This is a genomic window from Mucilaginibacter sp. PAMB04168 (genome assembly GCF_039634365.2).
Taxonomy (GTDB): domain Bacteria; phylum Bacteroidota; class Bacteroidia; order Sphingobacteriales; family Sphingobacteriaceae; genus Mucilaginibacter.
In genome coordinates this window covers 4895103-4921502 of sequence record NZ_CP155079.2, presented here as the reverse complement: position 1 = coordinate 4921502, position 26400 = coordinate 4895103, and the positions used below count along the sequence as shown (strand labels likewise).

Sequence of the window (26400 nt, the reverse complement as noted above, 5' to 3'; positions counted from 1 at the left end):
CTTTAATTCAGCGCAATCCCTTTTACTGTGCGCTGTTGCGTGGATCCGGTTTAGTTTTTAGCTGGTATTCTTTTGGCGGCTCGGCACCCAGCAGGTTACGCACAAAATAATCCCACCGGCGGCGCATCATGTAGGGGCTGTAAGGGCCGTAACCATGTGCACTGTTAGGAAAAATCACCAAATCGTAATCCTTATTAGCTTTTTCCAATGCCTCAACTACCAGCAGGGTATTGTATGGCGGCACGTTATCATCCATCATACCGTGGGCCAGCATCAGCTTGCCTTTCAGGTTCTTGGCGTAATTTTGGTTAGCCTGATCCTCATAGTTTGATTTGCCGCTGGCATCTTTGGTTAACAACCCAATATAGCGTTCGCCCCAGTCATCCTCATAGTTGCGGTTCTCATGGTTGCCCGATTCTGATATGCCTACTTTAAAAAAGTCGGGGTATTTAAACATGGCCGATGCTGTGGCAAAACCACCGCCCGAGTGTCCCCAAATACCGGCACGGTTAATATCAATGTACGGGTACTTTTGGGCCAGTTGCTGCATGCCGCCAATTTGGTCGGGCAGTGTGTTTTCGGCCATGTTACCGTAGTTCATATCATGGTAACTTTTGGAGCGCAATGGGTTGCTGGTGCCTTCAATCAGTACCACTACAAAGCCCAGCTCAGCCAGTGCCTGGTGGTCGCCCCGTACAGGCGAAAAAGACCAGCTACCCACACTGCCGCCCTGCGGGCCAGGGTAGATGTAATTGATGATAGGGTATTTTTTAGAAGGATCGAGCTTAGTAGGCGTGAACATTAAACCAAATAAATCCGTTTTGCCATCGTGTGCTTTAACGGTTATAGCGGTGGGCGCTTTCCAGCCGGTAGCGGTAAGGCGCGATATGTCAGTTTTCTCCAGCAATACAATCAGCTTGCCATTCAAGTTGCGTAAAACGGTTACACCCGGTACATCGGGCTTCGAATAACTATCTACAAAATAGTTTTCGGTGGGTGAGAAGGTAATCTGGTGGTTGCCATCCTCGGGTGTAAGCAAAGTTAATTTCTTACCATCAAACCCTATGCGATATAAGTGGCTGAAGTACGGGTTACCCGGCTCGCGGCCACCGGCCAAAAAGTATAACTGCCGGTTTTTTTCATCAACCTTTAGCAGTTGTGTAACCACAAAGCTGCCCTTGGTAATCTGGTTTTTTAGTTTGCCGGTGCGCGCATCATACAAATACAAATGCCCCCAGTTGTCACGTTCCGAAAACCAGATGATCTCATTACTACCTGCCAGGTATTTCCAGTTAATGCTGTCCCAACCCGATTCGTATTGCGTGGCCACGGTTTCCTCAAACACTTCGCGTACATCACCAGTAGCTGCATTGGCAATGCGTACTTTTTCCTGCTTATGATCGCGCGAGGTGGATACGAAGGCCAGTTGCGAGGCATCAGCATTCCAGTCAACATCATCGAATGTGCCACTGCTCGATATATCATCACTCAAAGTAGCGCGGTGAGGATCGGGCTGCACCTTCAGCATAATCACTTTTGGCTTTTCCACTTCAATAATGCAGCGGTGTATCAACGGTATGTCCTTGTCGCCAGGCAGGGGATATTTCCAGGCCTCCAGTTTAGGCGTGCCTACGTTGGTGGTCACCAGGTACATATCGCCAACCTTGCGCTGGTCTTGTTTAAAAGTGGCAATTTTTTTAGAATCTGGAGACCAACGCAGAATAGCCATATCACTATGTTTCCAGCCTGCGTTATCGGTTGCATAACCGAAATCTTTAACGCCATCGTTAGTGAGCTGCGTTTGTTTGCCGCTGGCCACATCGCGCACCCATAAGTTATAATCTTTTATAAAGGCAGCCTTCGTACCATCGGGCGATATTACCCCCGTTAGGCCACCGCGGCGGCCTGGCATTACAGAGCGAGGTGCTGCAGCATTGGCATCTTCGGTTAAGGTATAATTCTGCAAATCTGCCTTCCACATCTTTCCGGCGGCGTAAAAGCTTAACAACTTACCATCGGCAGCCGGTATGATGGATTGAAAAGGTAATCTATTGGCACTGTAATGGTTGCCTGTCGCTTTAGATAGAGACTCTGCCATTCTTTGATGATCGAAAGCCGGTGTACGGGTTCCCTTAGCAGGGTCAACCATTACAAATTCGGCACCGTTAGCAGTTAAGTTGCGGTACCATAATTTATCGCCCGGCAACCAGTTGGGGCGTATCATGCCGCCATCAATAAGCGGTGTTGCGCTATAGCCTAACATGCTTTCGGCACGTTCATAGTCTTTAGCGGTTAAGATTGGTGCTTGCTGGGCATAAGTAGTTGTTGTAAGGGTAAATACAAATGCCGTAAGTAAGAGTTTATTCATGCTCAATGATGAAATATGTATAATATGTAGTAAGCTTTTTAGACCACGCAATATAGGTAAATTACTATTTTTTGGCTGGGCAATGGGTTATCACTTACAGATTTGTTACCTTGGGGGCTAACAGCAGGATAAATAATCCGTACTCATTATCGTTATTTATAACGTAAATTAATATTTTGGCCCTATGCTTACTCTATCTCATACCCAGCAATACATTGATACCGAAGAGCGCTACGGCGCGCATAACTATCATCCGCTGCCCGTTGTACTTTCACGTGGCGAGGGGGTGTATTTGTGGGATGTAGATGGTAAGCGGTATTACGATTTCCTGTCGGCCTACAGCGCAGTTAACCAGGGTCATTGCCATCCTAAAATTATCAATGCGCTAATAAGCCAGGCGCAAAAGCTTACGCTAACCTCACGGGCATTTTATAACGACCAGTTAGGAAAAGCAGAAGAATATGTATGCCGTTTGTTTGATTATGATAAGGCGCTGTTCATGAACTCTGGCGCTGAAGCCGTTGAAACCGCTATTAAACTGGCGCGTAAATGGGCTTATCAGCACAAAGGGATTGCTGATAACAAAGCTGATATACTGGTAGCGTCTGGTAATTTTCATGGGCGTACAACCGGTATCATTTCCTTTTCAGACAGTGCCGAGTCTAAAGACGAGTTTGGGCCATACCTGCCAGGCTTTACCATTATTCCGTACAATAATTTGCAGGCGCTTGAAGATGCTTTAAAAAGCAATCCTAACATCTGTGCTTTTTTAGTAGAACCCATACAGGGCGAAGCGGGCGTAATTGTGCCGCAACAAGGTTATTTAGCCGCTGTACATGCCCTATGCAGGCAATATAATGTACTGCTTATGGCCGATGAGATACAAACCGGTATTGGCCGTACAGGTAAAATGCTGGCCAGCTATTATGATGATGTACATGCCGATGTGCTGATTGTGGGCAAAGCCATGGCTGGTGGTGTGCTGCCAGTATCGGCCGTTTTGGCTAATGATGATATTATGTTATGCATTCGCCCGGGCGAGCATGGCTCTACCTTTGGTGGTAACCCTTTGGCGGCGGCAGTTTGTGTAGCCTCACTGCAGGTAATTGTAGATGAAACTTTACCTGAAAATGCTGACAGCCTTGGCTTACTGTTCAGGGAGCGCATGGAGCAGCTCAAAGCTAAGTACCCCGCAGTAGTAACAGCAGTTAGAGGAAGAGGGCTACTTAATGCAATTGATATTGCCGACAACCTACCCTTTACTGCCTGGGACGTATGCTTAGCCCTACGTGATAACGGTTTGCTGGCAAAACCAACTCATGGCCACACCATACGCTTTTCGCCGCCGTTAGTAATAAATGCTGTGCAAATGGATGAATGCTGTGCTATAATTGAGCAAACCATAGCAAAGCTTACAAACTAAAGAAGCTGCATGTAAACCTTACTTGTTTAACTCGCCAGAAGTTGAATTTACAACTTGGTGTTGTGCGTTATTTGGGGTGTGTTTACAGAGTATAAGCCTGCAAATGAATCTTTTTGTACTTTGTGTTGCTATCTTTTTAGATAATATTTGTGCGCAATAATATACTTTAAATAAGCGCAAAATTAATTTATTGAGATAAAAAGCAGTACCTTGTACACACTTATCAAGTAATCATGTCCGTTTCTCAGTCCGATAATTTAAATAATAGCATTATTAATTTACCTAAAACACCCACCGGCATAAGCGGATTGGATGAGATTACCTTAGGGGGATTACCTACCGGCCGGCCAACTTTAATATGTGGTAGCGCGGGCTGTGGCAAAACATTGTTTTCTTTAGAGTTTATTGTAAGAGGCGCGCAGGAGTTTAATGAACCGGGCGTGTTTATTGCTTTTGAAGAAAAAGCTGATGAGCTGGCTACCAACGTAGCCTCCTTGGGGTTTGATTTAAAAAAGCTGCAGGAAGAGAAGAAGATTAAAATTGACTACATACATGTAGACCGTGCCGAGATTGAAGAAACCGGCGAGTATGACCTGGAAGGCCTGTTTATACGCCTGGGTTATGCAATTGACAGTATTGGCGCTAAGCGCGTGGTGCTCGATACGATCGAAAATCTGTTTTCGGGCCTATCTAACCAGGCTATTTTGAGAGCCGAGTTGCGAAGGCTATTTCAGTGGTTAAAGAACAAAGGGGTAACAGCTATCATAACAGGCGAGCGTGGCGACGAATCGCTGACCCGCCAGGGCCTTGAAGAATATGTGTCAGACTGTGTAATCCTGCTCGATCATCGCATTATCAACCAAATATCAACGCGGCGGTTGCGTATTGTTAAGTACCGGGGTTCGGTACATGGCACTAATGAATATCCTTTTTTAATTGATGAAGAGGGCATTTCTGTATTGCCTGTAACCTCATTGCTTTTAAATAAAAAAGTATCATCTGAAACTGTAAGTTCAGGTATAGACGCGCTAAATGGTATGCTGAGCAAAGGTGGTTTTTACCGCGGCAGCAGCATACTGGTATCGGGCACGGCAGGTACCGGTAAAACCAGCGTTGGTTGCAGCTTCGCAAATGAGGCCTGCCAGCGCGGTGAACGCTGCTTGTATTTTGCTTTTGAGGAGTCGCCCCGGCAAATTATACGTAACATGCAATCTATAGGCATGGATCTGCAAACCCATGTTGATAACGGCTTGTTGCAGTTTTATGCATCAAGACCAACTATGTACGGTTTAGAAATGCACCTGGTGGCTATTCATAAAGCCATCCGGAAGTATAAGCCGCAAATTGTAGTGCTCGATCCTATTACCAATTTGATTACCGTGGGTACCGTAAGCGACGTAAAATCGATGCTGGTACGGTTGATAGACTTTTTACAGGAAGAGCAGATAACAGTAATGTTTACGGCGCTAACTTTAAACACCATTGTTAATGAGCAAACCGACGAAGGTGTATCCTCATTAGTGGATGCCTGGCTGCTCATTAAAGATATTGAAATGAACGGCGAACGTAACCGCGGTTTACACATCATGAAATCGAGAGGGATGCAGCACTCTAATCAAGTACGTGAGTTTATTATTACCGATGAAGGACTTGACCTGGTAGATGTGTATTTGGGCCCCGATGGCGTGCTAACCGGCTCGGCCCGCGAAGCGCAGATGCTGTTAGAAGAAACCGGCCAAATGCTGCATACACATGCTATTACCCGAAAAGACCGCGAGTTGTTAAGAAAACGCAAAGTGCTTGAAGCAAAAATTGATAGCTTAAAAACAGAATTTGAGTCGACTGAAGAAGAGTTAAACAAAGTATATATTGAAGAAGATCTGAAGAAGGAAATTTTGGAACAAAATCGCCAAAAGGTTACCGATATTAGGCGGGGAACGAATAAACCCGATTCCGGAAAATAATAATTAGCAGCAACATTGGAACAAATTTATGAACTGCGGCTTTATGTAGCAGGGAAGACGAGTAAATCGGTTACGGCACTGAACAACTTGCGCAAGTATTGCGAGGAACATTTAGCTGGCCAGTACACCATTGAGGTAATTGATTTACTTGTGCAACCGCAACTGGCCGAGGGCGACCAGATATTGGCTATACCTACCCTTGTAAAAAAGGTTCCGGAGCCGGTACGTAAAATAATCGGCGACCTTTCTAATAAAGAAAAGGTGCTGGTAGGTTTAGATATACGCCCCAGATAATTTATAGAAGCGATTTTTATATGCAGTACAATGATTAATGATGGGGACTTATCCTACGATTGGGGAAAAGAAGAGGATACGGTTTACGTACTGCGTTTGTTTGTAGCCGGAACATCTCCTGTTTCTGTTCGCGCCATAAATAATCTGCATGCTATACTCGAAACACACCTGAAAGGCAGATACGAACTGGACATAGTAGATGTGCATCAGCAACCGTTGCTGGTACAAAGCGAAGACGTAACGGCCGTGCCTATGTTAATTAAAAAAACACCCATTCCCAAAAGACGCCTGGTTGGAGATATGTCTGACACAGATAGGGTACTACGCGGACTGGGACTATTATAATTTTTGTAGTTGGAAACTTCAAAGTCATACCAGGAACTTTTAAATGAGCTGAGCGATTTGCGCATACAGCTGGAAGAAGCTACTGATACCATTGATGCCATCAGGTCGGGGGAGATTGATGCCTTGGTGGTAAAAGTTAACGACGGGCATCAACTTTACACCCTCAAAAGTGCCGACCAAACGTACCGTATTTTTATTGAACAAATGACTGAGGGTGCCGTAACCCTAAGCACCGACGGTAATATATTATATAGCAATTCGCAATTTGCCGGCTTGGTAAATTCTCCGCTTGAAAAAGTAATAGGTAAATCATTCTTTAGTTACGTTACCGACGATTGCCAGCTGGAATGCAAGGAGCTTATTGCCAAAGCGTGGGCGGATAATATTAAAGATGAGCTTACCCTGCTTGCTGCCGATGGTGCCGAGCTACCGGTTTTGTTATCGCTTAAAACGCTCGATTTAGATGAAGGCTTAGCATTAAGCATTATCATAACCGACCTTACCGGGCAAAAGGAAACACAAAAGCTGCTCAAACAAAAAAATGCTGAACTGGAAGAGGCACAAAAAGTGGCGCAGCACCTAAATGCCACTTTGGAGCATACAGTTAAAGAGCGTACCCGCCAACTCGAAAAAAATATAGAAGAGAAGACCAGGGTGGAGGAAGAGCTGCGCAGCAACCAGCAACAGTTGAGCCGCATACTCGAAACAATGGCCGAGGGAGTAGGTATAATTGACGTTGAAGGTAAATTAATTTACGCCAACCCCATGGCGCAAAAAATATTAGGCGTAAAGGAGCATGAAATTCTGAAACGAACTTATGACGATCCGAAGTGGCAGAATTTAAGAATTGACGGTACGCCATTGCCAGACGGGGAGCACCCCATGGCTGTGATTATGCGTACAGGTGAACCTCTTTTTGATCAGGAGATTGCTGTGCAGCCTCCAGAAGGTGAGCGTTTTTACATCTCTATTAATGCTGCACCTTTACGTGACGATAACGGGCACATTGTTGGGGGCATAGGTACCTTTATGGATGTAAGCATCCGCCGGAAAAACATACAGAATAAGGATGAATTTATAAGTGTAGCCAGCCACGAGTTACGTACACCAGTTACCAGCCTTAAGGCATCGCTGCAATTGCTTTCACGCATGAAGGATAACCCTTCACCTAAAATGCTGCCCGTACTAATAGATCAGGCTAATAAAAGCTTGAACAAGTTGAGTGTGCTGATCAGCGACTTACTCAACACCACTAAAATGACAGAAGGCCAGCTGCACTTAAATAAAAGCAGCGTTGCACTAAGCAGCCTGGTTACCGAATGCTGCCAAAATGTACATACAGAAGCAGGGCATGAGGTGGTTGTAACTGGGAATAAAGATTTGCAGGCATATGCCGATGCAGATAAAATTGAGCAAGTGATCACCAATTTGGTTAATAACGTTATTAAATATGCACCTGATGCTAAGGAAATCATCATAAACCTGGAGAAGCAGGGTTCGATGGCTAAGGTGTCCGTAATTGATAAAGGTCCGGGTATTCCGCCCGAAAAGCTGCCCAACTTGTTCGACCGCTATTACCGGGTTGACAACAGCGGTATACAATACTCAGGATTGGGCCTAGGCCTCTATATCTGTTCTGAGATTATTAAAAGGCACAATGGCCAGATCGGGGCCGAAAGCGAGTATGGTAACGGAAGTACCTTTTGGTTCACGCTGCCGCTCATTAATGCTTAAATAATAATGAGTTAATCATTTACTTGATATCAACAAAGCTTTTTAATAAACTGCCTCTTTTATTCCTGATAATTATAATTAATAGCGTTAATCAGATAATCAAACAGTGGCACGTCTGATGGTATCTGCATTTTCTTACGTAAACGGTATCGGCTCACTTCTACGGCTTTAATGGTAATGCTCATCAGTTGCGCAATTTCTTTGGAGGTAAGGTTCATTTTGAGGTAGGCGCAAAGCTTCAGATCATTCGGGCTTAGATCCGGGAACCGCTCTTTCAGGCGGCTCAGAAAGTTAGAGTGAATCATATCAAAGTGAATGGCAAACTGCTCCCAGTCGGCATCATTCCTTTCTGCCTCATTCAATAGCTTAATCACCCTTTTAAATTCGGCAGCTTTATCGCCCGAGCTGCTGTTGGCTAAAGGCAGCAACTCCTCTTTAATTTTTGCCAGCAGTTTACCCCGCTGCACCAGGTGCATAGTGGTTGATGCCAACTCCTTGTTCTTGTAAACAACATCGGCCACCAGCTTTTCGTTCTGCAGCTTCATAATCTCCCGCTCGTTGTGTTCCAGCTCCAGCTGATGCAGATATTTTAGTTTTTCTTGCTCTTGTACGTGTTGCTTTTGCTGCCGTTTAGTTAGCAGATACATAAATCCGGCTGCTATGCACACACAAAACAGGTAAAACCACCAGGTTTGATACCAGGCCGGTTCAATGATTACTAAATGCTCAATCGGTTTCGATTCGTTACCTAAATTATTACGCGCCTTTACTTTAAAAATATATTTACCCGGTGGCAAATTGGTGTACTCTTTCTCTGCCTTGGTGCTCCAGGCCGACCAGTCTTTATCAAATCCGCTCAACTGGTAGCTAAACTCGATAGTGTTTTGCTGCTCATACAGGGTTGATGAGAACTCGAACTGCAGCGAATTTAAATCATAAGGTAATTTTACCTGGCTGATGTTGCCGTTGCTGTATCCGCCAAATACAATGCTATCCTTTTTACCAAATATTTTAACTTGAGTTAGCAACGCGTTCAATTGCTTGCTCTGCTCGCGGTATTTTAAAAAGTTAATGTGGTAAATTCCCTTGTTAGCACCCACAAATATATTTTGCTGGTTAAACGGATAAATATGCTCGAAACCAGATACGAGTTTAGATGTCAACTCCGGAAAATAAACTACCGTAGGATGGTTCTTATTAGTCGAAAAATCAATAACACCCAGCTTTTTCTCGTTTACAAACCAAACGTTGCCGGCCCGGTCCTCGTTCAAATAATGCAGGGCAGTGTTTTTTACATACGGATAAAAGAAAGCGGAGCGCTCAAACCTTTGCGTATGGTCGTTATACTCATAAATGCCTTTAAGGGTAGCCACTACAATCCGGTTTTTGATATGGAAAAGATAGTTACCTAGGGTTGATGGCAACCCATCCTTAACAGTAAGCAGTTTACTCTTAAGGATGCGTTTATGGTCGGCCGAAAGGTTCAACTTAAACACGCCACGGTATGGGTGCGATGACCACACAATGTTGTTGCTGTGGTCATAAGCCATAAACCGCAGAGAAATTTTATCCAGCCCCGTAATAGGTCCGGCGTTTACAAAGGTGCCTTTGTCAAAATGCAATAGTTGCAAACCTTCGTAAGTGCCAGCCAAAGCATCGGGCGATGGCTCAATGGGCGATATGGGTTCAAACAACCAGGTGCCAATAGATTGATTAACCGGTTTTAATTGGTTTTGCTCTACGTTAAAAGTGCCATCCTCATGCCCTAATAACAACTGGTGATTAATTTCTCGCAAACCCCACACCTGCCCTTTAAGGTTGCTTACTTCTTTAAATTCGCCGCGCGAGTAACTCAGGTCTTTAATGCTGTTATTAATGGGCAGGTGAAATAAGCCGTTTGATGCACCTACGTACAAGTTCTGGTTAAAAATATACGAAGTGTAGCTACTGATCTGCTTTTTATTATCAGGAAAGATCTGCTTTATGGCGCTGTTAAATGCAATAAAATCAATCCCGTCATCCAGCGCCAGCCAAAGGTTTTTGGCGCGGTCGGTAAACAGGTTTCGAATGTAGTTCTTCTGTAACCCCTCGTCGCTCGAGAAATGCTGTATGACTTTGCCGTTTCTGTCGATGATATAACAGGCAGAAGTAGTGGTTCCAACAGCAAACCATTCCCTATTTACCGGAATAGCACAATAAATATAGCTGGTATTGAAAATTTGATCGGCCTCGGTATTTTTAGGTATAAGCTGGTTTCCGGTTAGCAGAAAAAGCCCGTTTTTAAGCGTGGCAATGAGCAAGGTACCGGGCGCATAATCTAATACTGCTGTAACAATGCCTTCTTTTAAAATCGGGGCACTGCAGGCAGTTTGCCATGTGCCTTCTCTAAACACCATAAGCCCTTCATGCTTCTGCTGAGCATAAACCTGGTTTTGCGCCGAACCTAAAAACGTCCACTCGTTGTTCGTTTTAAAAACGCTTACAATTCCGTCTTTCAAATAAAATATCTTCTCAACCGTACGGAAAAACGTGGCGCCGTCCTGCTGACAAATATTCCAAATATCCGCAAATTGCCGGCTCGATTCGGGCATAAGCGGTTTTAGCGAATGATAGGTTAATATTCCACGGCTATCAGGCAGGTAGTAGCCTATCTCATCCTGAGCACCCACGTAAATTTTTCCGCTTGCATCTACCTTTAAAGCATGAACTACTGTATTATTAGGCAAACGGTTAAGTTTCCAGTGCTTACCGTCAAAAGATAACAGCCCTTCGTTATTGGCAAAATATACCCTTCCATCCTTATCCTGATCAATAGCCCAGTTTTGAATACCGCCCTTGTAATCCAAATTAGAATAATTTACAATTTGCGGCAGCCCAATGGGGTTTTGTGCGTACAATAATAGGAATGAAAAGCAGGTGAAAATGGTTAGTATTGCTTCTTTCATTAATGCAGTAAAGCTATAAAAACGCCGAATAATACCTACAAAGGTTATGAAATTTGTCTTTTTGGTGTGTAGGTGCAGATCAAAATATGAATATGTTAATAATCAGTGGTTTGTGTTCTTAAATTATTAAGCTTGTAGTGGCAAAGTAGGGGAGTTAGAGGGGGTTACTGCATACTTGTATAGGTTATATAGGATGGCAAAATAGCGTATTAGTTAAATGGCCCTATATATTTGCTTCATCAATAAACAGGCCCCATGCCTGTTAACCAGTTAAACCAATTTTATAAACCATTTACGATTTTCTATGAAAGGAAAAATTACGTTTTTTTTTATGCTTTTCCTGTTGTCGGCATTTGGGCTTAAGGCTCAGGACCTTCAGGTATCAGGAACGGTAACTCAAAAGAGCGACGGCTCTCCGGTACCTGGAATTACCGTAGCCATTGAGGGCGGAGCAGGCGGTGCAGCCACCGGCGCAAGCGGCGAGTTTCGCGTACGTATACCACATTTAGGCACTGTGTTGGTGTTTAGTGGTATAGGGTATGAAACCCAACGGTACACTGTAAATACTGCCAGCCCTATACAAATCGTATTAACTGATAGAGCCACTGCATTGAGTGATGTAGTAGTAATAGGTTACGGTACGCAGGTTAGGCGTAATGTAACATCGGCTATATCATCGGTAAAGCCAGATCAGATTACGCAAACACCTATTACGCGCGTTGAACAGGCTTTACAAGGCCGTGTTGCCGGCGTGCAGGTAGCCAACGTGTCTGGCCAGCCGGGCGATGAACCTACCGTGCGCATACGCGGTATTGGAACCAATGGTAATGCATCTCCCATTTACATTGTGGATGGTTTTCAGGTAGGTGGTATTGATTACCTTAACCCTGCCGATATTCAATCTATGGATGTGCTAAAAGACGCTGCCTCGGCAGCCATTTATGGTGCTCGCGGTGGTAACGGTGTGGTATTAATTACCACTAAAAGCGGATCGAAAGATGGCCGCAGCCGCGTTACTTATGATGGTTACTACGGTATACAAAACCCGTGGCGCCAGCTAAACATGCTCGATGCACGGGAGTATGCAGTAATGCAGAACGAGGGCTCTATAAACGGTGGTGGCTCTCCCATTTTTACCGACCTGAGCAAATACCCCGCCGGTACCGGCACCGACTGGCAAAAAGCGCTGTTTGAAAAGAATGCGCCAATGTACAACCACCAGATAGGTGTTAACGGCGGCACTGACAAGAACAACTACGCCATCAACTTCTCCTTATTTAACCAAAAAGGTATAGTAGGCGGCGATAAATCAAACTTTAAACGCTACACTTTCCGTGCTAATACCGATAATAAGGTTAAGGATTTTCTGAAAGTAGGCGCTAACGTAGCCTATTCACACATTAACCGTACGTCTATTGATCCTAACCAGGAGTTTGGCGGCGTACTGAGCAATGCGCTCAACCTTGACCCAATCACACCGGTAATAGAAACAGACCCCGCCGCTTTATCAGCTCCGCGTTATGCATCACCTAATTTAGTAAGAGATGCAAACGGTCAAGTTTATGGTATATCGCCTTACATTACCCAGGAGATTGTTAACCCGCTGGCCCGTTTCGCCGTTACGAACGGCCGTACCCGGGTTGATAAGGTGGTTGGCAATACCTATGCTGAACTGAATTTGATCAAAGGCTTAGTTCTAAGATCAACCTTCAGTATTGATTTAGCTTACGTAAATACGAACAATTATACCCCGCTATTTTACCTGAATGCCGCACAGCAAAGCACTAACTCAAGCGTATCAAAAGGAGTAGATCGCTATTATACCTGGGCTCAGGAAAACGTGTTGACCTATGCCAAGACGTTTAATAAACATAACCTTACCCTAACTGCCGGTAATACCTGGCGTCGCGAAAATTCGGAAGGTTTATATGGTTCTAACACCGGCCTGGTAGTTAGTGATCCTAACATGGCTTACCTTAACCTGGCTGTTGATGCCGGTACGGCTAAAGCTACAGGCGGTGCTGGTGAATACGCTTTGTTCTCGCTGTTTGGCAGGGCCAGCTACAGTTATGCCGATAAGTATTTATTGTCGGCTTCTATTCGTCGCGATGGTTCGTCAAGTTTCGGGCAAAATCATCCGTTTGGCTACTTCCCGGCAGTATCAGCAGGCTGGATATTTACCGAGGAAAGTTTCATTCCCAAAAATGACTTTTTGACATTTGGTAAGCTACGTGCTTCATGGGGCCAAAACGGTAATGACCGTATTGGTAATTACCCATGGGCAGCTGTTATTGGCGTTGGTCGCGGTTATAGCTACTACAACGGTTCGGGCAATGGTTACATCAATGGTGCATCACCATCGTACATTGCTAACCCCGATATTAAATGGGAAGCCTCAGAACAAATCAACATTGGTTTAGACCTGACCTTCATGCGCAATATGTTCACCTTAACGGCCGATTATTATATCAAAACCACCAAAGGCTGGTTATTACAGGTGCCTATCCCACTTAGCGTAGGTGTGCCGGCCGGTACTGCCAACGGCGGTTCAGTGCGTAACTCAGGTATAGAGCTTTCATTAAACTATCAGCAAAACTTTGGTCAGTTTAGAGTTAACGCCGGTATCAACGGCAGCTTCAACAAAAACGAAGTGACGGAGATTAATAACGCCGAAGGTATACTGGGCGGTGCCGGTATTTCCACTTACGGCCAAGTACAAAGAAGTACCGTTGGCCAGCCATTCTCATACTTTTATGGCTATCAAACCGATGGTATCTTCCAAAACGTAGCCGAGGTAAATGCCTATAGCCGTAATGGTGTACGCATACAGCCCGATGCTGTACCGGGCGATGTTAGGTTTAAGGATTTGAACGGTAACGGAGTGATTGACCCTGACGACCGTACACAAATTGGTAACCCTACACCTAAAATTAATGCAGGCTTTAACTTTGGCCTGTCATACAAAGGCTTTGATTTGAATGGGTTTTTTACCGGTGCCTTTGGCAACCAGATTTTTAACGGCATACGCCGCCAGGACTTGGTGTCATCAAACATGCAAACCACTTATCTGAACCGCTGGACAGGCGAGGGCAGCACCAACCGTTATCCGCGCTTTACTTATAACGATGCTAATGGTAACTACACCCGCATATCAGACCTGTACCTGGAAAATGGCGATTATGTACGCTTGAAAACCCTGCAGTTAGGGTACACTATAAGCAAAAACCTGGCTTCAAAAATTAGGCTGCAGGCCCTGCGCATTTATGTATCAGGCGATAACCTGGTTACCTTGACCGATTACACCGGCTTTGACCCAGAGATTGGCGCCCGTGGAAGTCTGGACATTGGTATAGACCGTGGCGTTTATCCACAATCCCGTACGTTCCGTTTAGGTTTAAGTGCAACTTTTTAATTGCTGAATAATGAAGAACTTGAATAAATATACAACCTCCATCATATTAGCCGGCTTACTAACACTAAGTCAAACCGGCTGTAAGAAATTTTTAGAGCTAAGCCCTTTAGATAACCGGGTAGAGCAAAATTTTTATAAAACAGAAAAGGACGCTAACGAAGCGCTTAACAGTGTTTATGATGCGCTGCAATGGCATACTAACGCAGGTGGCGGCGGCTTTAGCCCCGATCCTATGATGGCCGACATTGCATCAGACGATGCTTATGCAGGCGGGGCCAGCCGGTCAGATTCGCCTGATATGATCCAAATTGATCAGCAGAAAATTTTAACTACCAACTCGCTTACCCGCGTATATTGGGGTAACCATTATACAGGTATTTACCGGGCTAACCTGTTGCTGCAAAAGCTGCCTAATATACCTATGGCCGATGCTGCTAAAGCCAAAATAGCTGCCGAGTGCAAATTTTTACGCGCTTTCTTTTATTTTGATTTGGCTAAGTGGTTCGGTAATATTCCGCTTATATTAACGCCACAACAACCAGGTGAGTATTGTACGGAGCAAGCAGCACCATCGGCAACGTTTAATCAGATTGCCAAAGATTTGGTTGAAGCTATACCAGTATTAGATAAATCGGACTTGCGTACCAGCAAAGCGCATGCTACACGCTGGTCGGCGCAAGGCCTGCTGGGCCGTGTATACCTGTTCTATAAAGGTGTTTACAACGGTGAATTGCAGGCTGGTTCGGTTGCTGTAAATGGTTCGTATGTTTTAACCCAATTGCAAGACCTCATCAACAACAGTGGCCATGATTTACTGGGCAATTATGCTGATAACTTCACCAAAGCCAATGAGTTCAGCAAAGAGTCGGTTTGGGAGATTTCGTACTCAAATGATAACCCGTGGTTTGATTGGAATTACATACAAGGTGGCGAAGGCAACATGCAGCCGCAAATGGAAGGCCCGCGCGTAAGCGGCGATCCGGTTTATACTACTGGCTGGAGCTTTGCACCGGTAACACAGCAGCTGTACAACGCTTACGAAGCTAATGATCCGCGCAGGGATGCAACTATTTTGAATACGGCGACAGATTTAACGGGCACTTTAACTACCGGTTACCAGCATACAGGCTTTTTCAGCAAAAAATATACAACTACTGCTGATTACCGCCCAACATCAGGCCAAACCGAGCTTAACTGGGGTAACAACTACCGCTCTATCCGTTTTTCGGATGTGTTGCTGATGGCTGCAGAGCTTGATGTAGTTACCGGTGGCAGCCAAGCACAAAATTATTTAACCCGTGTGCGTGCCCGTGTAGGCTTGGGTAGTAAACCCGCAACACTTGCCAATATTTACCAGGAGCGCCGTGCAGAGCTGGCTTTAGAAGGTATCCGATACTGGGATCTGTTGCGTCAGGGCCTTGCCGTGGCAAATGCAGCTATTACTATACAAGGGCAAAGAGGACCAGGCTATGTTGGCGATCAGGTTGACTTTAACGTGACGTTTAACCAATCCACCCGCGGTTTATTCCCAATACCGCAAAGCGAGCGCGATTTGTGCCCGGTATTAAAACCCAATTTTTAAGATCAGTTTTTTGAACTTTTAATATAAGACAAGAACAATGAAGACATATTTATTGAAATCGGCCGCAGTACTGCTTATGGTACTTACCTGGATGGGGTGTAAGGTTGACGACCCGGAACTAGGTAGCGCGCCTACCAGCGATCAGGTTAAGTTTTCGGCCACGCCAACAGCCGCAAATGCTAACATCATCACTTTTAAAAATCTTTCGGGCCCGGTAACCAAAGCAGTTTGGGACCTGGGTAACGGCCAAACCGGTTCGGGTGAGGAAATCAACGGATCGTTCGCCCTGGCCGGAGAGTACACCGTTAAGTTAACGATATTAACCAGCGGTGGCTATGTATCCAGCACACAAACCGTGCGCATAGCCAACTCACGGTATGATATGCTTAACCGGCCCGACTTCAATTCCTTAACCGGTGGAGCCAACAATACAGCAGGTAAAACCTGGGTTATTGATAAAGTCTCAACTGGTCATTTGGGTGTTGGTCCGGCCACGTCCGATTTTCCGGAGTGGTACCAGGCTGGCCCAAATGAAAAAGCCTCTGAAGGCTTTTACGACGACGAGATGACCTTTACGCTGGCTAATAACCTGAAATATACTTATGCAAATAATGGCAACACCTTTGTTAACGGCGCTAATGCAGCCGGTTTAGGTGGCGCTGCCGGTGCCGATGTAACGCTGAATTACACGCCGCCAGCAAACATGAGTTGGATTATTACAGATGAAGGAACTAAAAAGTTCCTGACCATTACTAACGGATTTATAGCCTATTACACCGGTGTTTCCAAATATCAGATCCTATCCATATCTGATGATGAAATGTGGTTGAAAGTTGGCGATAAAGCTAACGCTGCCAATGCCTGGTACCTGAAGCTGATCCGCAAAGGGTTCGTGCGTCCGGTAATACAAAAGCCGTTAAAAGCTGCAGATATTGTAGATAAATTTGATGGCATAAAACCCATCAACTGGAAGGCTGATGGTATAGTGTTTCAGCCCAACTTTAGCAATCCGGTACCTAAAGGACTTAATACCGCAGCCAAAGTAGCTTATTATGAGCGCTTAACCGGCGATGCTAACCAGTACGGTAACCTGCAGTATACCTTCGATTACCGTTTCGATTTAACTACCCGCAACAAGTTTAGGGTTAAAGTGTTCTTCCCAAGCCTCAACAATTATACCGGCACATTAAAACCACAGGTAGCCTTAAAACTACAAAACTCATTGATGGGTGGCAATGCGTGGCAAACCCAAACCGAAGTGGTTAAGCAGGTAACCAAATTTAATGAGTGGGTTGAGCTTGAATTTGATTTCTCGGGTGTGGCCAGCAATACTTTGTATGACCAGATTGTATTACAATTAGGCGGCGAAGGCCACCAGGTACCGGGCATATTTTATGTAGGCAGCATACAACTGCTATAAAATGATTTACAGGCCGCAGCCTCAAGCTGCGGCCTAATTATGGCGCCGGTGGCGGCTATTTGATTTGTGAAGAAAAAGATACCATATGAATTTCAGTACAACAAAAAATTCCAAAATGTATACCTTGATTATTGGAAAGATTATCATGGCAGGCATGCTAATGTCTTGCTCGGGTAAAGAAGATTTAAAGCCCCTTCCGCCTGATCCTGCGCCAGTAGTAACTGGTCCGCCTACCGACAAAGGCTGGGCATTTGAAACCACACCCGTTTGGGCCGATGAGTTTACCACCAGCGGTGTGCCCGATGGTACAAAATGGGGTTACGATTTGGGCGGTACAGGCTGGGGTAACAACGAGCTGCAAAATTATACCAACAGCTCCAGTAATGCCAGTATATCTAACGGCGTATTAACCATAACTGCCCGCAAAGAAACTTCTGGTACCAATGCTTATAGTTCTGCCCGCCTGGTAACTAAAGGTAAAGGCGATTTTTTATACGGCCGGTTCGAAATTAAAGCTAAATTGCCTTCAGGTCGGGGTACGTGGCCGGCTATATGGATGCTGCCTACTGACTTTGCTTATGGGCAATGGCCAAAATCGGGTGAGATTGATATTATGGAACACGTGGGTTATGACCCTACTAATGTACACATCACTGTGCATACCGAGGCTTATAACGGTGCAATAGGCACTCAAAAAGGCGATGCTAAAAAAATTGTTGATGCTTTTGATGCTTTTCATATTTACCGGGTAGACTGGACGCCCTATGCCGTACGCGGATACATTGACGACCAAAAGATATTTGAGTTTGTAAACGATGGCAAAGGTTACGCTACCTGGCCTTTCGATAAAAAGTTCCACTTGTTGTTAAACGTAGCCGTAGGGGGTAACTGGGGTGGTGCGCAAGGTGTTGATGAAAGCGTTTTCCCGAAAGCCATGGAGGTAGATTATGTGCGCGTTTATAAAATGATCGACAAATAAATCTTGTCTTCTTTCTTAACTATTGATACTATAATCTATTAATGAAACTGACTAAATTAATTTACAAAGGCTCGGCACTGCTGGCGCTATTGCTGCAGCAGGCCGGCGCTTTTGCTCAAACCGATGCTGAGGTTTTTAAACAAGCTGATGCCCTGCTCAAGCAAATGACTTTGCCCGAAAAGGTAAGCATGATACATGGCAGCTCATCGTTTACCTCGGGCGGCGTACCAAGGCTGGGCATCCCCGAGTTTGTAATGTCTGATGGTCCGCATGGCGTAAGGCTGGAGCATGGCCGTACTTATAAAGACAGTATGGGTATTGCCGATGCCAGTACCTACCTGCCAACCGGTGTTTGTTTAGCCGCCACCTGGAACCCTAAACTGGGCTATGCTTTTGGTTCGGTGCTCGGAGCCGAGGCTAACTATCGGGGCAAGGATGTAATTTTAGGCCCTGGCATTAACATTATTCGCTCGCCGTTAAACGGCCGTAATTTTGAGTACCAGAGCGAGGATCCATACCTTATTTCGCGCCTGGCAGTGGGCTACATCAAAGGTGTGCAGGATCAGGGTGTATCGGCCTGCGTAAAACATTATGCGCTTAACAATATCGAGGCCAAACGCACCAGCATTAATGTAGAAGTAAGCGAGCGTGCATTACGGGAGATTTATCTACCGGGTTTTAAGGCCGCTGTGCAGGAAGGGGGCGTATATACGCTGATGGGCTCGTACAATAAAGTACGCGGCGAGTGGGCCACGCACAACAACTACCTCATGAACCAGATCCTGAAAAAGGAATGGGGCTTTAAAGGCATAGTAATAAGCGACTGGGGCGCTGTGCATAATACACAGCAGGCCCTATGGAACGGAACGGATATTGAAATGGGTACCGATCTTTCCTTAGGTGACAAGCCCGATTACCGCAAATACTTTTTAGGCGATACCGTATTAGCTTTGGTTAAAGCGGGCAAAACGCCCGAGTACTTAATAAACGACAAGGTGCGCCGCATTTTATATGTGATGATTAAAACACATGTGATTGACAAGCAGCGCAAAAAAGGAACTTTCAATACAAAAGAACACCAGCAAACCGCACAAAAAATTGCCGAGGAAGGTATAGTGTTGTTAAAAAATCAGAATAACATATTGCCCTTGGCACCTGCAGTTAAATCAATCGCTGTAATTGGCTTTAATGCCAATCGTCCGCAGGCTTTGGGTGGCGGCAGTTCGCAAATCAAGGCTTTGTACGAGGTTACCGCGCTGGATGGTTTGAAGAAGCAAGCTGCCAAAGGTGTTAAGATCACGTACGCACAGGGCTATAAAATTGAGCGTGGCGCCAAGGCTGATGCCGGCATGATTCAGGAGGCGGCTAATACAGCTGCCAAAGCTGATGTGGCCATTGTAGTTGGCGGCTGGACGCACGGTTACGATTACAACAAATGGGCAGACAATGCTTACGATGCAGAAGATACCGACAAGCCCGACATGAACATGCCCTTCGGTCAGGATGAACTGATTAAGGCTGTACTAAAAGCTAACCCTAAAACCGTAGTGGTGTTATTAGGTGGCGGGCCGATTGATATGACGCAGTGGGCGCAAAATGCCCCCGGCATCATTCAGGCCTGGTACCCCGGTATGGAAGGCGGTACGGCATTGGCTAATATTATCTACGGTAAAACAAATCCGTCGGGCAAGTTACCCATGACCTTCCCTAAAACCCTGGCCGATGCACCCGACCATAAATTAGGCGAGTTTCCGGCCAGTAAGGATGGCGTTAACGTGTATTACAATGATGATATTTATGTAGGCTACCGTTATTTTGATACCTACAAAGTTGAACCGCAGTTTGCTTTTGGCTACGGCTTATCTTATACCACATTTGCTTATAGTGGCCTGCAAGTTAAAACACAGGGCAACACGGCTACCGTTACTTTTACCGTTACCAACACGGGTAAAAAAGCAGGTGCCGAAATTGCACAGGTTTACGTAAAGCAGCAGCAATCCCTTTTACCCCGACCCGAAAAGGAGCTGAAAGCATTTGATAAAGTGTTTTTGCAGCCCGGGGAGAAAAAGCAGGTAACCCTAAGCCTCAACGCTGATGCTTTCCAGTATTTTAACGATGTAACCAATAACTGGATGCTCGAAAAAGGCAACTACAATATACTGGTAGGTGCATCATCAAGAGATATTAAGCTTACCGCAGTAGCAACTTTATAATCTTTTTTCTATTTCTGCTTTACAACAGCGCAGCCTGCAAGGGCTGCGTTTTTATTTTAAAAAACATTATAAATCAATTAGATCAGTATTGTAAAAACTTACTGTAATGGCAGCTTCGTGTGGTTGTTACAAATCCTAAACAGTTGTGTTAGGCTTCTTTAAGCTTAAAGTAAATAACAACAAGTATTGAAGAGGTGCATTAAACAGTGATTGGTCAATGCACTTCTTCGCTTTTGAGGGGTTTGTATCATCTTATCATATCTTTATATTATCTCATCAAACAGTCTGTTCTGACTAGTAGGAAGCTTACAGCTAGTCAATTTATTGCCTAACTTTCAGCATTATAAGCCTGTTTCATGTACAAGATAATAAAAAGCTATACTGGCATATTTCTGCTGTTGATGCTATTGCTGTGTTTTTCAAAAACATGGGCAATTAGTGCTACACCTTATAACGCATCCGTTAAGCCCATCAGCACTATTGATACCCTTAAGCCCGATTATGTAGTGGCCAAAGACGGCTCAGGCAATTTTAAAACCATTGCCGAGGCGCTGTCATTCATAACCAATGCCTCTACGCATCGTATTATCATCTATATTAAAAACGGAGTATATAATGAAAAGCTCACCATTAACCGGCCTAACATAACACTGATAGGCGAAAGCCGCAAACAAACCCGTATTGAGTTTTCTATACCTGCCGGGGTGGAGCAGCCATCGCGTGGGGTACTAAATATTTTTGGCGATGGGGTTATCTTAGAAAACCTTACCATAGCCAACACTTACCCGCAACGGCGGCATACATTCGCACTGTACGGGCGTGGTTCATTTGTGCTTACCAAGGGCTGCGATTTTATTGCCAATGGAAATGATACCGTGGCACTGTGGGCAGTAGGCGGCGGCTATTATTACCATGCCGACTGCCATTTTGAGGGCAACGTTGATTACCTGTGCCCCCGTGGCTGGTGCTATGTAACCAATTCTACCTTTTACGAGGTTGATACACGCGCTGCGCTTTGGCACGATGGTGACCTTGATCCCAGCAAAAAACTGGTTGTTAAAAACTCATCGTTCAAGGGTGCACATCAATATTCACTGGGCCGTTACCCACGCGATGCACAATTTTATCTGATAGGCTGCCGGTTTTCTGACAGCACTACCAACATCCGCGATGACGATGCGCCCGCTAAACTAACCGAAGAGTTTAGATACGGCCGCAGGGCATACTTTTACAATAGCCATAAAGATGGTGGCGACGAACCCTGGCATGCCAACAACCTGAGCCAGGCACCCGGCGCACCTAAGCCGGCTGATATAACGGCTGAATGGACCTTTAACGGCGTTTGGAATCCGGAGACAACTGCGCAGCCTAAAATTGTAGCAGTAAAGTTTGGCTCTCCTTATCGTACCGTGCAAGTGATGTTTTCGGAGCCGGTTACCGTGCGGGGAAAACCAGTATTGAAAACCGTAAAAGGCAAATCTTTAAAGTGGACATCCATCAACGGTACCAACGTTATCACTTTTTCTCCAATAGACAAAGGCGATGCACCGGTTGGTATTGAGGTGCAGGGAGGTAGCATATTCGGCTCAAAACCCAGCACAACTATAAGGTATGCCAACCTGCGTTTAAAGGACTGAAAACTACTTGCGAGCTTTTTTTGCTTTGCTGGCATATGAATTTAAGCTACTTTGCGGTGCTTAACAGCCCTAATTAAATAAACTGATCATGACTTATTGCCTAGGCATTAAAGTAAAAGAAGGCTTGGTTGCCATTGCCGATACCCGCATCACTTCGGGGACTGATGTAACCACCAAAAAGAAACTCACCACCCTGCAAAAGGAGTGCTGTTCGCTGTTCATCATGACCAGCGGTCTGCGATCGGTGCGCGATAAGGCCATTGTGTATTTTGACGAATTGCTGGATAGCAACCTGCAGCAATACAATAAGCTGTACAAAGTGGTAAATGCTTTTGGTGAGCAGGTGAAACGGGTGGCCGAAGAAGACCGCGAATCATTAGAGAAGGCCGGGTTTAAATTTAACCTTAACACCATCATAGGCGGACAGATGAAAGACGATGAAGAACACAAGCTGTTTCAACTGTACCCGGAAGGTAACTGGGTAGAACTGGGGCAGGGTGCGCCATACGTTATTATTGGCAACGCTGCGCAAGGTAAAGCTATTCTAAATCGCATCCTGAGGGGAGACACCAGTATGAAGCAAGCGCTTAAAGCGGGCTTTTTATCTTTTGATTCTACCCGCATTAGCGCTGCCGATGTGGATTTTCCAATTGATGTGGCGCTGTACCAGAAAGACAGTTTTAATATGGTTGATTATCATTATGAAAGCACCGACCTTGAAAGCGTGTCGGCACAGTGGCACCAGGAACTAAAAAATGCGCTGAATAACATATCAAACCAATGGATTGATACCGCGTTTAGTAAGCTGGAAAATAATATTGTAAAGGCGGATAATGAAATTTAGAGTAGCGGGAACATTGGGGTATGACGTATTAGCGCCAGCCACGTTTATTCTCAATATACATGCCTTGCGTACCCAGGCCCAGGCCGTGCTCGAAGAATCATTTTTGATCGAGCCCTACCATAAAATAGAAGAACTTACGCCGCAGCATGCCGAAAACCGTTTTATACGGGTGGAGGTTACCGAGCCGGCCAAGTTAAATATTGCCTATAATGCCGTTATTGATACGTCGTTTAAGCAAACGGAGGGTAATTTGTTAACCAACGTGCCTGTTATGCAAATGGACACTTCTGTGCTGCCTTACCTTTTCCCAAGCCGTTATTGCCAGTCCGATAAATTATTCAGGTTTGCCCATAACAAGTTTGGCAAAATAAATAATGCCTTCGAGAAGGTACTGGCCCTTACCGATTGGATACACAGCAATGTAGAGTACCTGAGCGGTTCTACCAACTCGCAAACCTCAGCATATGATACCGTTACCGAGCAGGCCGGTGTATGTCGGGATTTTGCACATTTGGGCATAGCGCTTTGCCGCGCGCTCGATATTCCGGCCCGTTATTTCACCGGCTATGCCTATCAGCTTAACCCACCCGATTTTCATGCCTGTTTTGAAGCCTTTATGGGCGGCGAATGGGTAATATTTGATGCCACTAAACTGGTGCCGCTTAACGGCTTGGTTAAAATAGCTACCGGCCGCGACGCTGCCGATGCTGCCATAGCTACCATATTTGGCCAGGTTAACTTTCTAACCATAACTGCTTCCTGCGAACTGGCCGACGAAAATTTTGAGCCAGTGTATTACGATAGTAACAACCCTATGGGGCTAACTTATTTGTAATGGCTTACTAAACTTCACCATAAGCGTTTTTCCAGTAAAAGTAGTTAGCTACTTGCTTTTCATGTCTAATATCGTTTGATAATGGCTGTATTAATTAACAACGATTTTTTAAATCTTAATCAATGGCATACTATGGCTTCAAAAAGTGATTGGTCTCTAGGAGCGTTGTTGGTTTTTGAAGCTGTAGGTAATGTGTTTTTGCTGTGTTATGCAGCATTCTGTTTTGTGCTGCTCGTTAACAGGCGCGATATTTTGCCTAATTATATCACCGGGTTATACATTTTTGTACTGGTGTTTACCATTGCCGATTATGCCGTTGCCTCCATGATTGGGTATGGTTCGCTTGATGACAAAGGTGGGTCGGGCATCTTTAGGGCGGTATTAGCCGCATCCATCTGGATACCTTATTTCCAGCGCTCAGCACGTGTGCACCGCACTTTTATTGTTCCTTATCCTGCCAGCAATTATGCCTATGAGCAACCTGCCACAACGCAAGAAAAGCCTGCTCATGACGGGATTGAACAAGCGGAGGAGAGCAGTATCTAAGAAAGAAAGTTGTTTGAAAACTTTGATGACGGATCAATTATTCCTGAGTTGCTGAAATGAGGCTGGCATAGCATTGAAGATTTTATTCAACTATAATTCGCCTATTTTACAGCTTTGCAAGCTTTTAAGGAGCACTATACAACACTCCGTAAACGTTTATGCGTTGTAGGTTGTGGCTATAACAGCGTTAATCTCACCAATAAGATTTGTCACTAACTTTTATAATACTGCTCGTCGGTGCTATTCAACAAGCGGCCAGCATCGGATCCAATACCCGTTCAACTTGTTTTTCAGTGGTAATTAAAAAGAAGAGCCGCCCGTAAAAACGGAACGGCTCCGGGTCAAACAAACACTGAACTTAAACAAAACTACAAGATATAAAACATCGTATTCTGCGGTATGGCTACGCCATCAGTTTTAACAGGCCGCTCGTCTTTAAGCATCTGGCGCAAATCCTGCTCAATTTTACGGCTAATAGAGGTCATTGGTGTGTCGGTTGGTTTGCACTCAAACGGATCCTGCAGATGAATAGCCATTTTCTCAATCAAAAAGAAAGAAGATGCGATGGCCACTACCAGCGGTATTTGCAAAATACCGAAGTGCTCAATAAGGCCAAACGGTAGCAGCATTACAAACAGCAGTACCAGAAAATGAATATATACACTGTAAGTAACCGGGAACACTGTGTTTTTGATACGTTCGCAAGCACCCATGGCATTCGAAAAGCGGGTGAGGGTTTCGTCCATGCATACCTGCTGGTACTCGTTAATCCAGCCCATACGCAGCAGCAGGCGCAGGTCGGTACCGTGCTGTTCCATTAAGGCCAGTGGCACATTATTTTGGTTGGCAAGCGCCTGGCGCTCATCATCGCTTACAAACTCATGGAGGCTTTGGTGTGCATCCTGGCCACGAAGTTGCTGGCTTAAGCTGTAGCACCAGGCCATCTGGCGTTTAATAAGACGCTCTTTCATGTCGTGCTTATCATTGTCATCGTATAAATTATCGATGTAGGTAAGCACCTGGCGTGCAAACGAGCGCGAATCGTTTACAATAGCACCCCACAGGGTACGGGCTTCCCACCAGCGGTCATAGGCCTGGTTAGAGCGGAATGCCAGCAGCAGGGAGATAATGGTACCTAAAATGCCATGTATGGCCAAGGGTACCGATACGCCCGAAAAAGCAAAGTAAGTATGCGCAAAATACACCGCAACGGAGTAAACGCTAACCAGAATCAACTCTAATTTAATTTTCCCGAAAACGTAACTGATAGGGATGTTCTTTTTTAATAACATAACAGTAATATTTAAGGGTTATACACTTTCTTCAACCAGTGCCTCGTCGGTTTTTACAACTGTAAGCTTTGGAGTAGTAGCGCAATCGGTATGTATTAATGGCAAACCGCTACGGCTAACCAGCAATGAGGGTTGAATGCTATTTTTGTTGAGCATGCGGTATTCATAATTCTCGAGCATCACAATGGCATCCACTTCCTGTGCTTCTAAAAAGTTTTTAAAAACGGCTACCGTGCTCCCGTAAAAAAACTCTACTTTAATACTACTAATAGCCGCGTTACTACGCTTCATTTCGGTACAAGTATTATAAAAGTCTTCTGATATGTGCTGATAGTCGGTAGAACGGCGGGATAACATCAGTAGCTCCTGTATATTATCCGTAATTTTCATCATATGAACCAGAATAATATTTACCTTTTCAGGCGCATAACGACGTGCCAATCCTGGTACGCAGTTCAACGATTTTAAATTGAAATCGGTAGGAATGAGCAATGTTTTCATGGTTATTGATATCTTTGGTTGTTACAATTGATGTAATACAATTGTACCCCGCGCTTATTAATAACT

General features: G+C 45.0%; 18 protein-coding genes. 14 read left to right on the top strand and 4 right to left on the bottom strand.

The annotated features are described in order from the left end of the window. Nucleotides 1-22 precede the first annotated feature (22 nt). Nucleotides 23-2368, bottom strand: a complete 2346-nt coding sequence (locus ABDD94_RS20705; protein WP_345953826.1) for a DPP IV N-terminal domain-containing protein — start codon at nucleotides 2366-2368, stop codon at nucleotides 23-25. A gap of 184 nt (nucleotides 2369-2552) precedes the next feature. Here ABDD94_RS20705 and rocD point away from each other — a divergent pair, with 184 nt between their 5' ends. The 5 genes from rocD to ABDD94_RS20680 all read left to right on the top strand — a co-directional run bounded on the left by rocD (nucleotide 2553) and on the right by ABDD94_RS20680 (nucleotide 8128). Beyond that, nucleotides 2553-3791, top strand: coding sequence for an ornithine--oxo-acid transaminase (gene rocD / locus ABDD94_RS20700; RefSeq protein WP_345953825.1), 1239 nt, complete (start codon nucleotides 2553-2555; stop codon nucleotides 3789-3791). Nucleotides 3792-4024: 233 nt separating this feature from the next. Then, entirely contained in the window at nucleotides 4025-5755 is a 1731-nt protein-coding gene (kaiC, locus tag ABDD94_RS20695; protein WP_345950198.1) for a circadian clock protein KaiC, read from the top strand. A 15-nt stretch (nucleotides 5756-5770) separates the two neighbouring features. Continuing rightward, on the top strand, nucleotides 5771-6049 hold the full coding sequence (gene kaiB, locus ABDD94_RS20690; protein ID WP_345950199.1) for a circadian clock protein KaiB: 279 nt from the start codon (nucleotides 5771-5773) through the stop codon (nucleotides 6047-6049). Nucleotides 6050-6079: 30 nt separating this feature from the next. Then, nucleotides 6080-6394, top strand: a complete 315-nt coding sequence (locus tag ABDD94_RS20685) for a circadian clock KaiB family protein (protein ID WP_345950200.1) — start codon at nucleotides 6080-6082, stop codon at nucleotides 6392-6394. 9 nt (nucleotides 6395-6403) lie between these two features. Continuing rightward, nucleotides 6404-8128, top strand: a complete 1725-nt coding sequence (locus ABDD94_RS20680; protein WP_345953824.1) for an ATP-binding protein — start codon at nucleotides 6404-6406, stop codon at nucleotides 8126-8128. A 59-nt stretch (nucleotides 8129-8187) separates the two neighbouring features. On the opposite strand, the gene ABDD94_RS20675 is transcribed toward ABDD94_RS20680, so the two are convergent. Beyond that, nucleotides 8188-11073: a triple tyrosine motif-containing protein gene (locus ABDD94_RS20675; protein WP_345953823.1), complete on the bottom strand. Its 2886-nt coding sequence runs from the start codon at nucleotides 11071-11073 to the stop codon at nucleotides 8188-8190. A 304-nt stretch (nucleotides 11074-11377) separates the two neighbouring features. Here ABDD94_RS20675 and ABDD94_RS20670 point away from each other — a divergent pair, with 304 nt between their 5' ends. The 9 genes from ABDD94_RS20670 to ABDD94_RS20630 all read left to right on the top strand — a co-directional run bounded on the left by ABDD94_RS20670 (nucleotide 11378) and on the right by ABDD94_RS20630 (nucleotide 24541). Beyond that, a complete protein-coding gene (locus ABDD94_RS20670) occupies nucleotides 11378-14485 on the top strand; it encodes a TonB-dependent receptor (protein WP_345953822.1) in 3108 nt (1035 codons plus the stop codon). A gap of 10 nt (nucleotides 14486-14495) precedes the next feature. Next, a complete protein-coding gene (locus ABDD94_RS20665) occupies nucleotides 14496-16067 on the top strand; it encodes a RagB/SusD family nutrient uptake outer membrane protein (protein ID WP_345953821.1) in 1572 nt (523 codons plus the stop codon). Between the two features lie 37 nt (nucleotides 16068-16104). Next, nucleotides 16105-17487: a PKD domain-containing protein gene (locus ABDD94_RS20660; protein WP_345953820.1), complete on the top strand. Its 1383-nt coding sequence runs from the start codon at nucleotides 16105-16107 to the stop codon at nucleotides 17485-17487. Nucleotides 17488-17602: 115 nt separating this feature from the next. Continuing rightward, nucleotides 17603-18466: a glycoside hydrolase family 16 protein gene (locus tag ABDD94_RS20655; RefSeq protein ID WP_345953819.1), complete on the top strand. Its 864-nt coding sequence runs from the start codon at nucleotides 17603-17605 to the stop codon at nucleotides 18464-18466. A gap of 41 nt (nucleotides 18467-18507) precedes the next feature. Further along, a complete protein-coding gene (locus tag ABDD94_RS20650; protein ID WP_345953818.1) occupies nucleotides 18508-20679 on the top strand; it encodes a glycoside hydrolase family 3 C-terminal domain-containing protein in 2172 nt (723 codons plus the stop codon). Nucleotides 20680-21035: 356 nt separating this feature from the next. Further along, entirely contained in the window at nucleotides 21036-22316 is a 1281-nt protein-coding gene (locus ABDD94_RS20645) for a pectinesterase family protein (RefSeq protein WP_345953817.1), read from the top strand. 88 nt (nucleotides 22317-22404) lie between these two features. After that, complete coding sequence (locus ABDD94_RS20640; protein WP_345950209.1) at nucleotides 22405-23160, top strand: peptidase; 756 nt, start codon at nucleotides 22405-22407, stop codon at nucleotides 23158-23160. Continuing rightward, complete coding sequence (locus tag ABDD94_RS20635) at nucleotides 23150-23995, top strand: transglutaminase family protein (protein WP_345953816.1); 846 nt, start codon at nucleotides 23150-23152, stop codon at nucleotides 23993-23995. Before ABDD94_RS20640 ends, ABDD94_RS20635 begins: the two co-directional genes overlap by 11 nt. 81 nt (nucleotides 23996-24076) lie before the next feature. Next, a complete protein-coding gene (locus tag ABDD94_RS20630; protein WP_345953815.1) occupies nucleotides 24077-24541 on the top strand; it encodes a DUF2569 domain-containing protein in 465 nt (154 codons plus the stop codon). A gap of 368 nt (nucleotides 24542-24909) precedes the next feature. Here ABDD94_RS20630 and ABDD94_RS20625 read toward each other — a convergent pair whose 3' ends face one another. Both ABDD94_RS20625 and ABDD94_RS20620 read right to left on the bottom strand, forming a co-directional pair. Further along, a complete protein-coding gene (locus ABDD94_RS20625; protein WP_345950212.1) occupies nucleotides 24910-25833 on the bottom strand; it encodes a bestrophin family ion channel in 924 nt (307 codons plus the stop codon). Between the two features lie 18 nt (nucleotides 25834-25851). After that, the gene (locus ABDD94_RS20620; RefSeq protein ID WP_345953814.1) at nucleotides 25852-26334 is read right to left on the bottom strand and encodes a hypothetical protein; all 483 of its coding nucleotides are present in this window, start codon (nucleotides 26332-26334) and stop codon (nucleotides 25852-25854) included. Nucleotides 26335-26400 lie beyond the last annotated feature (66 nt).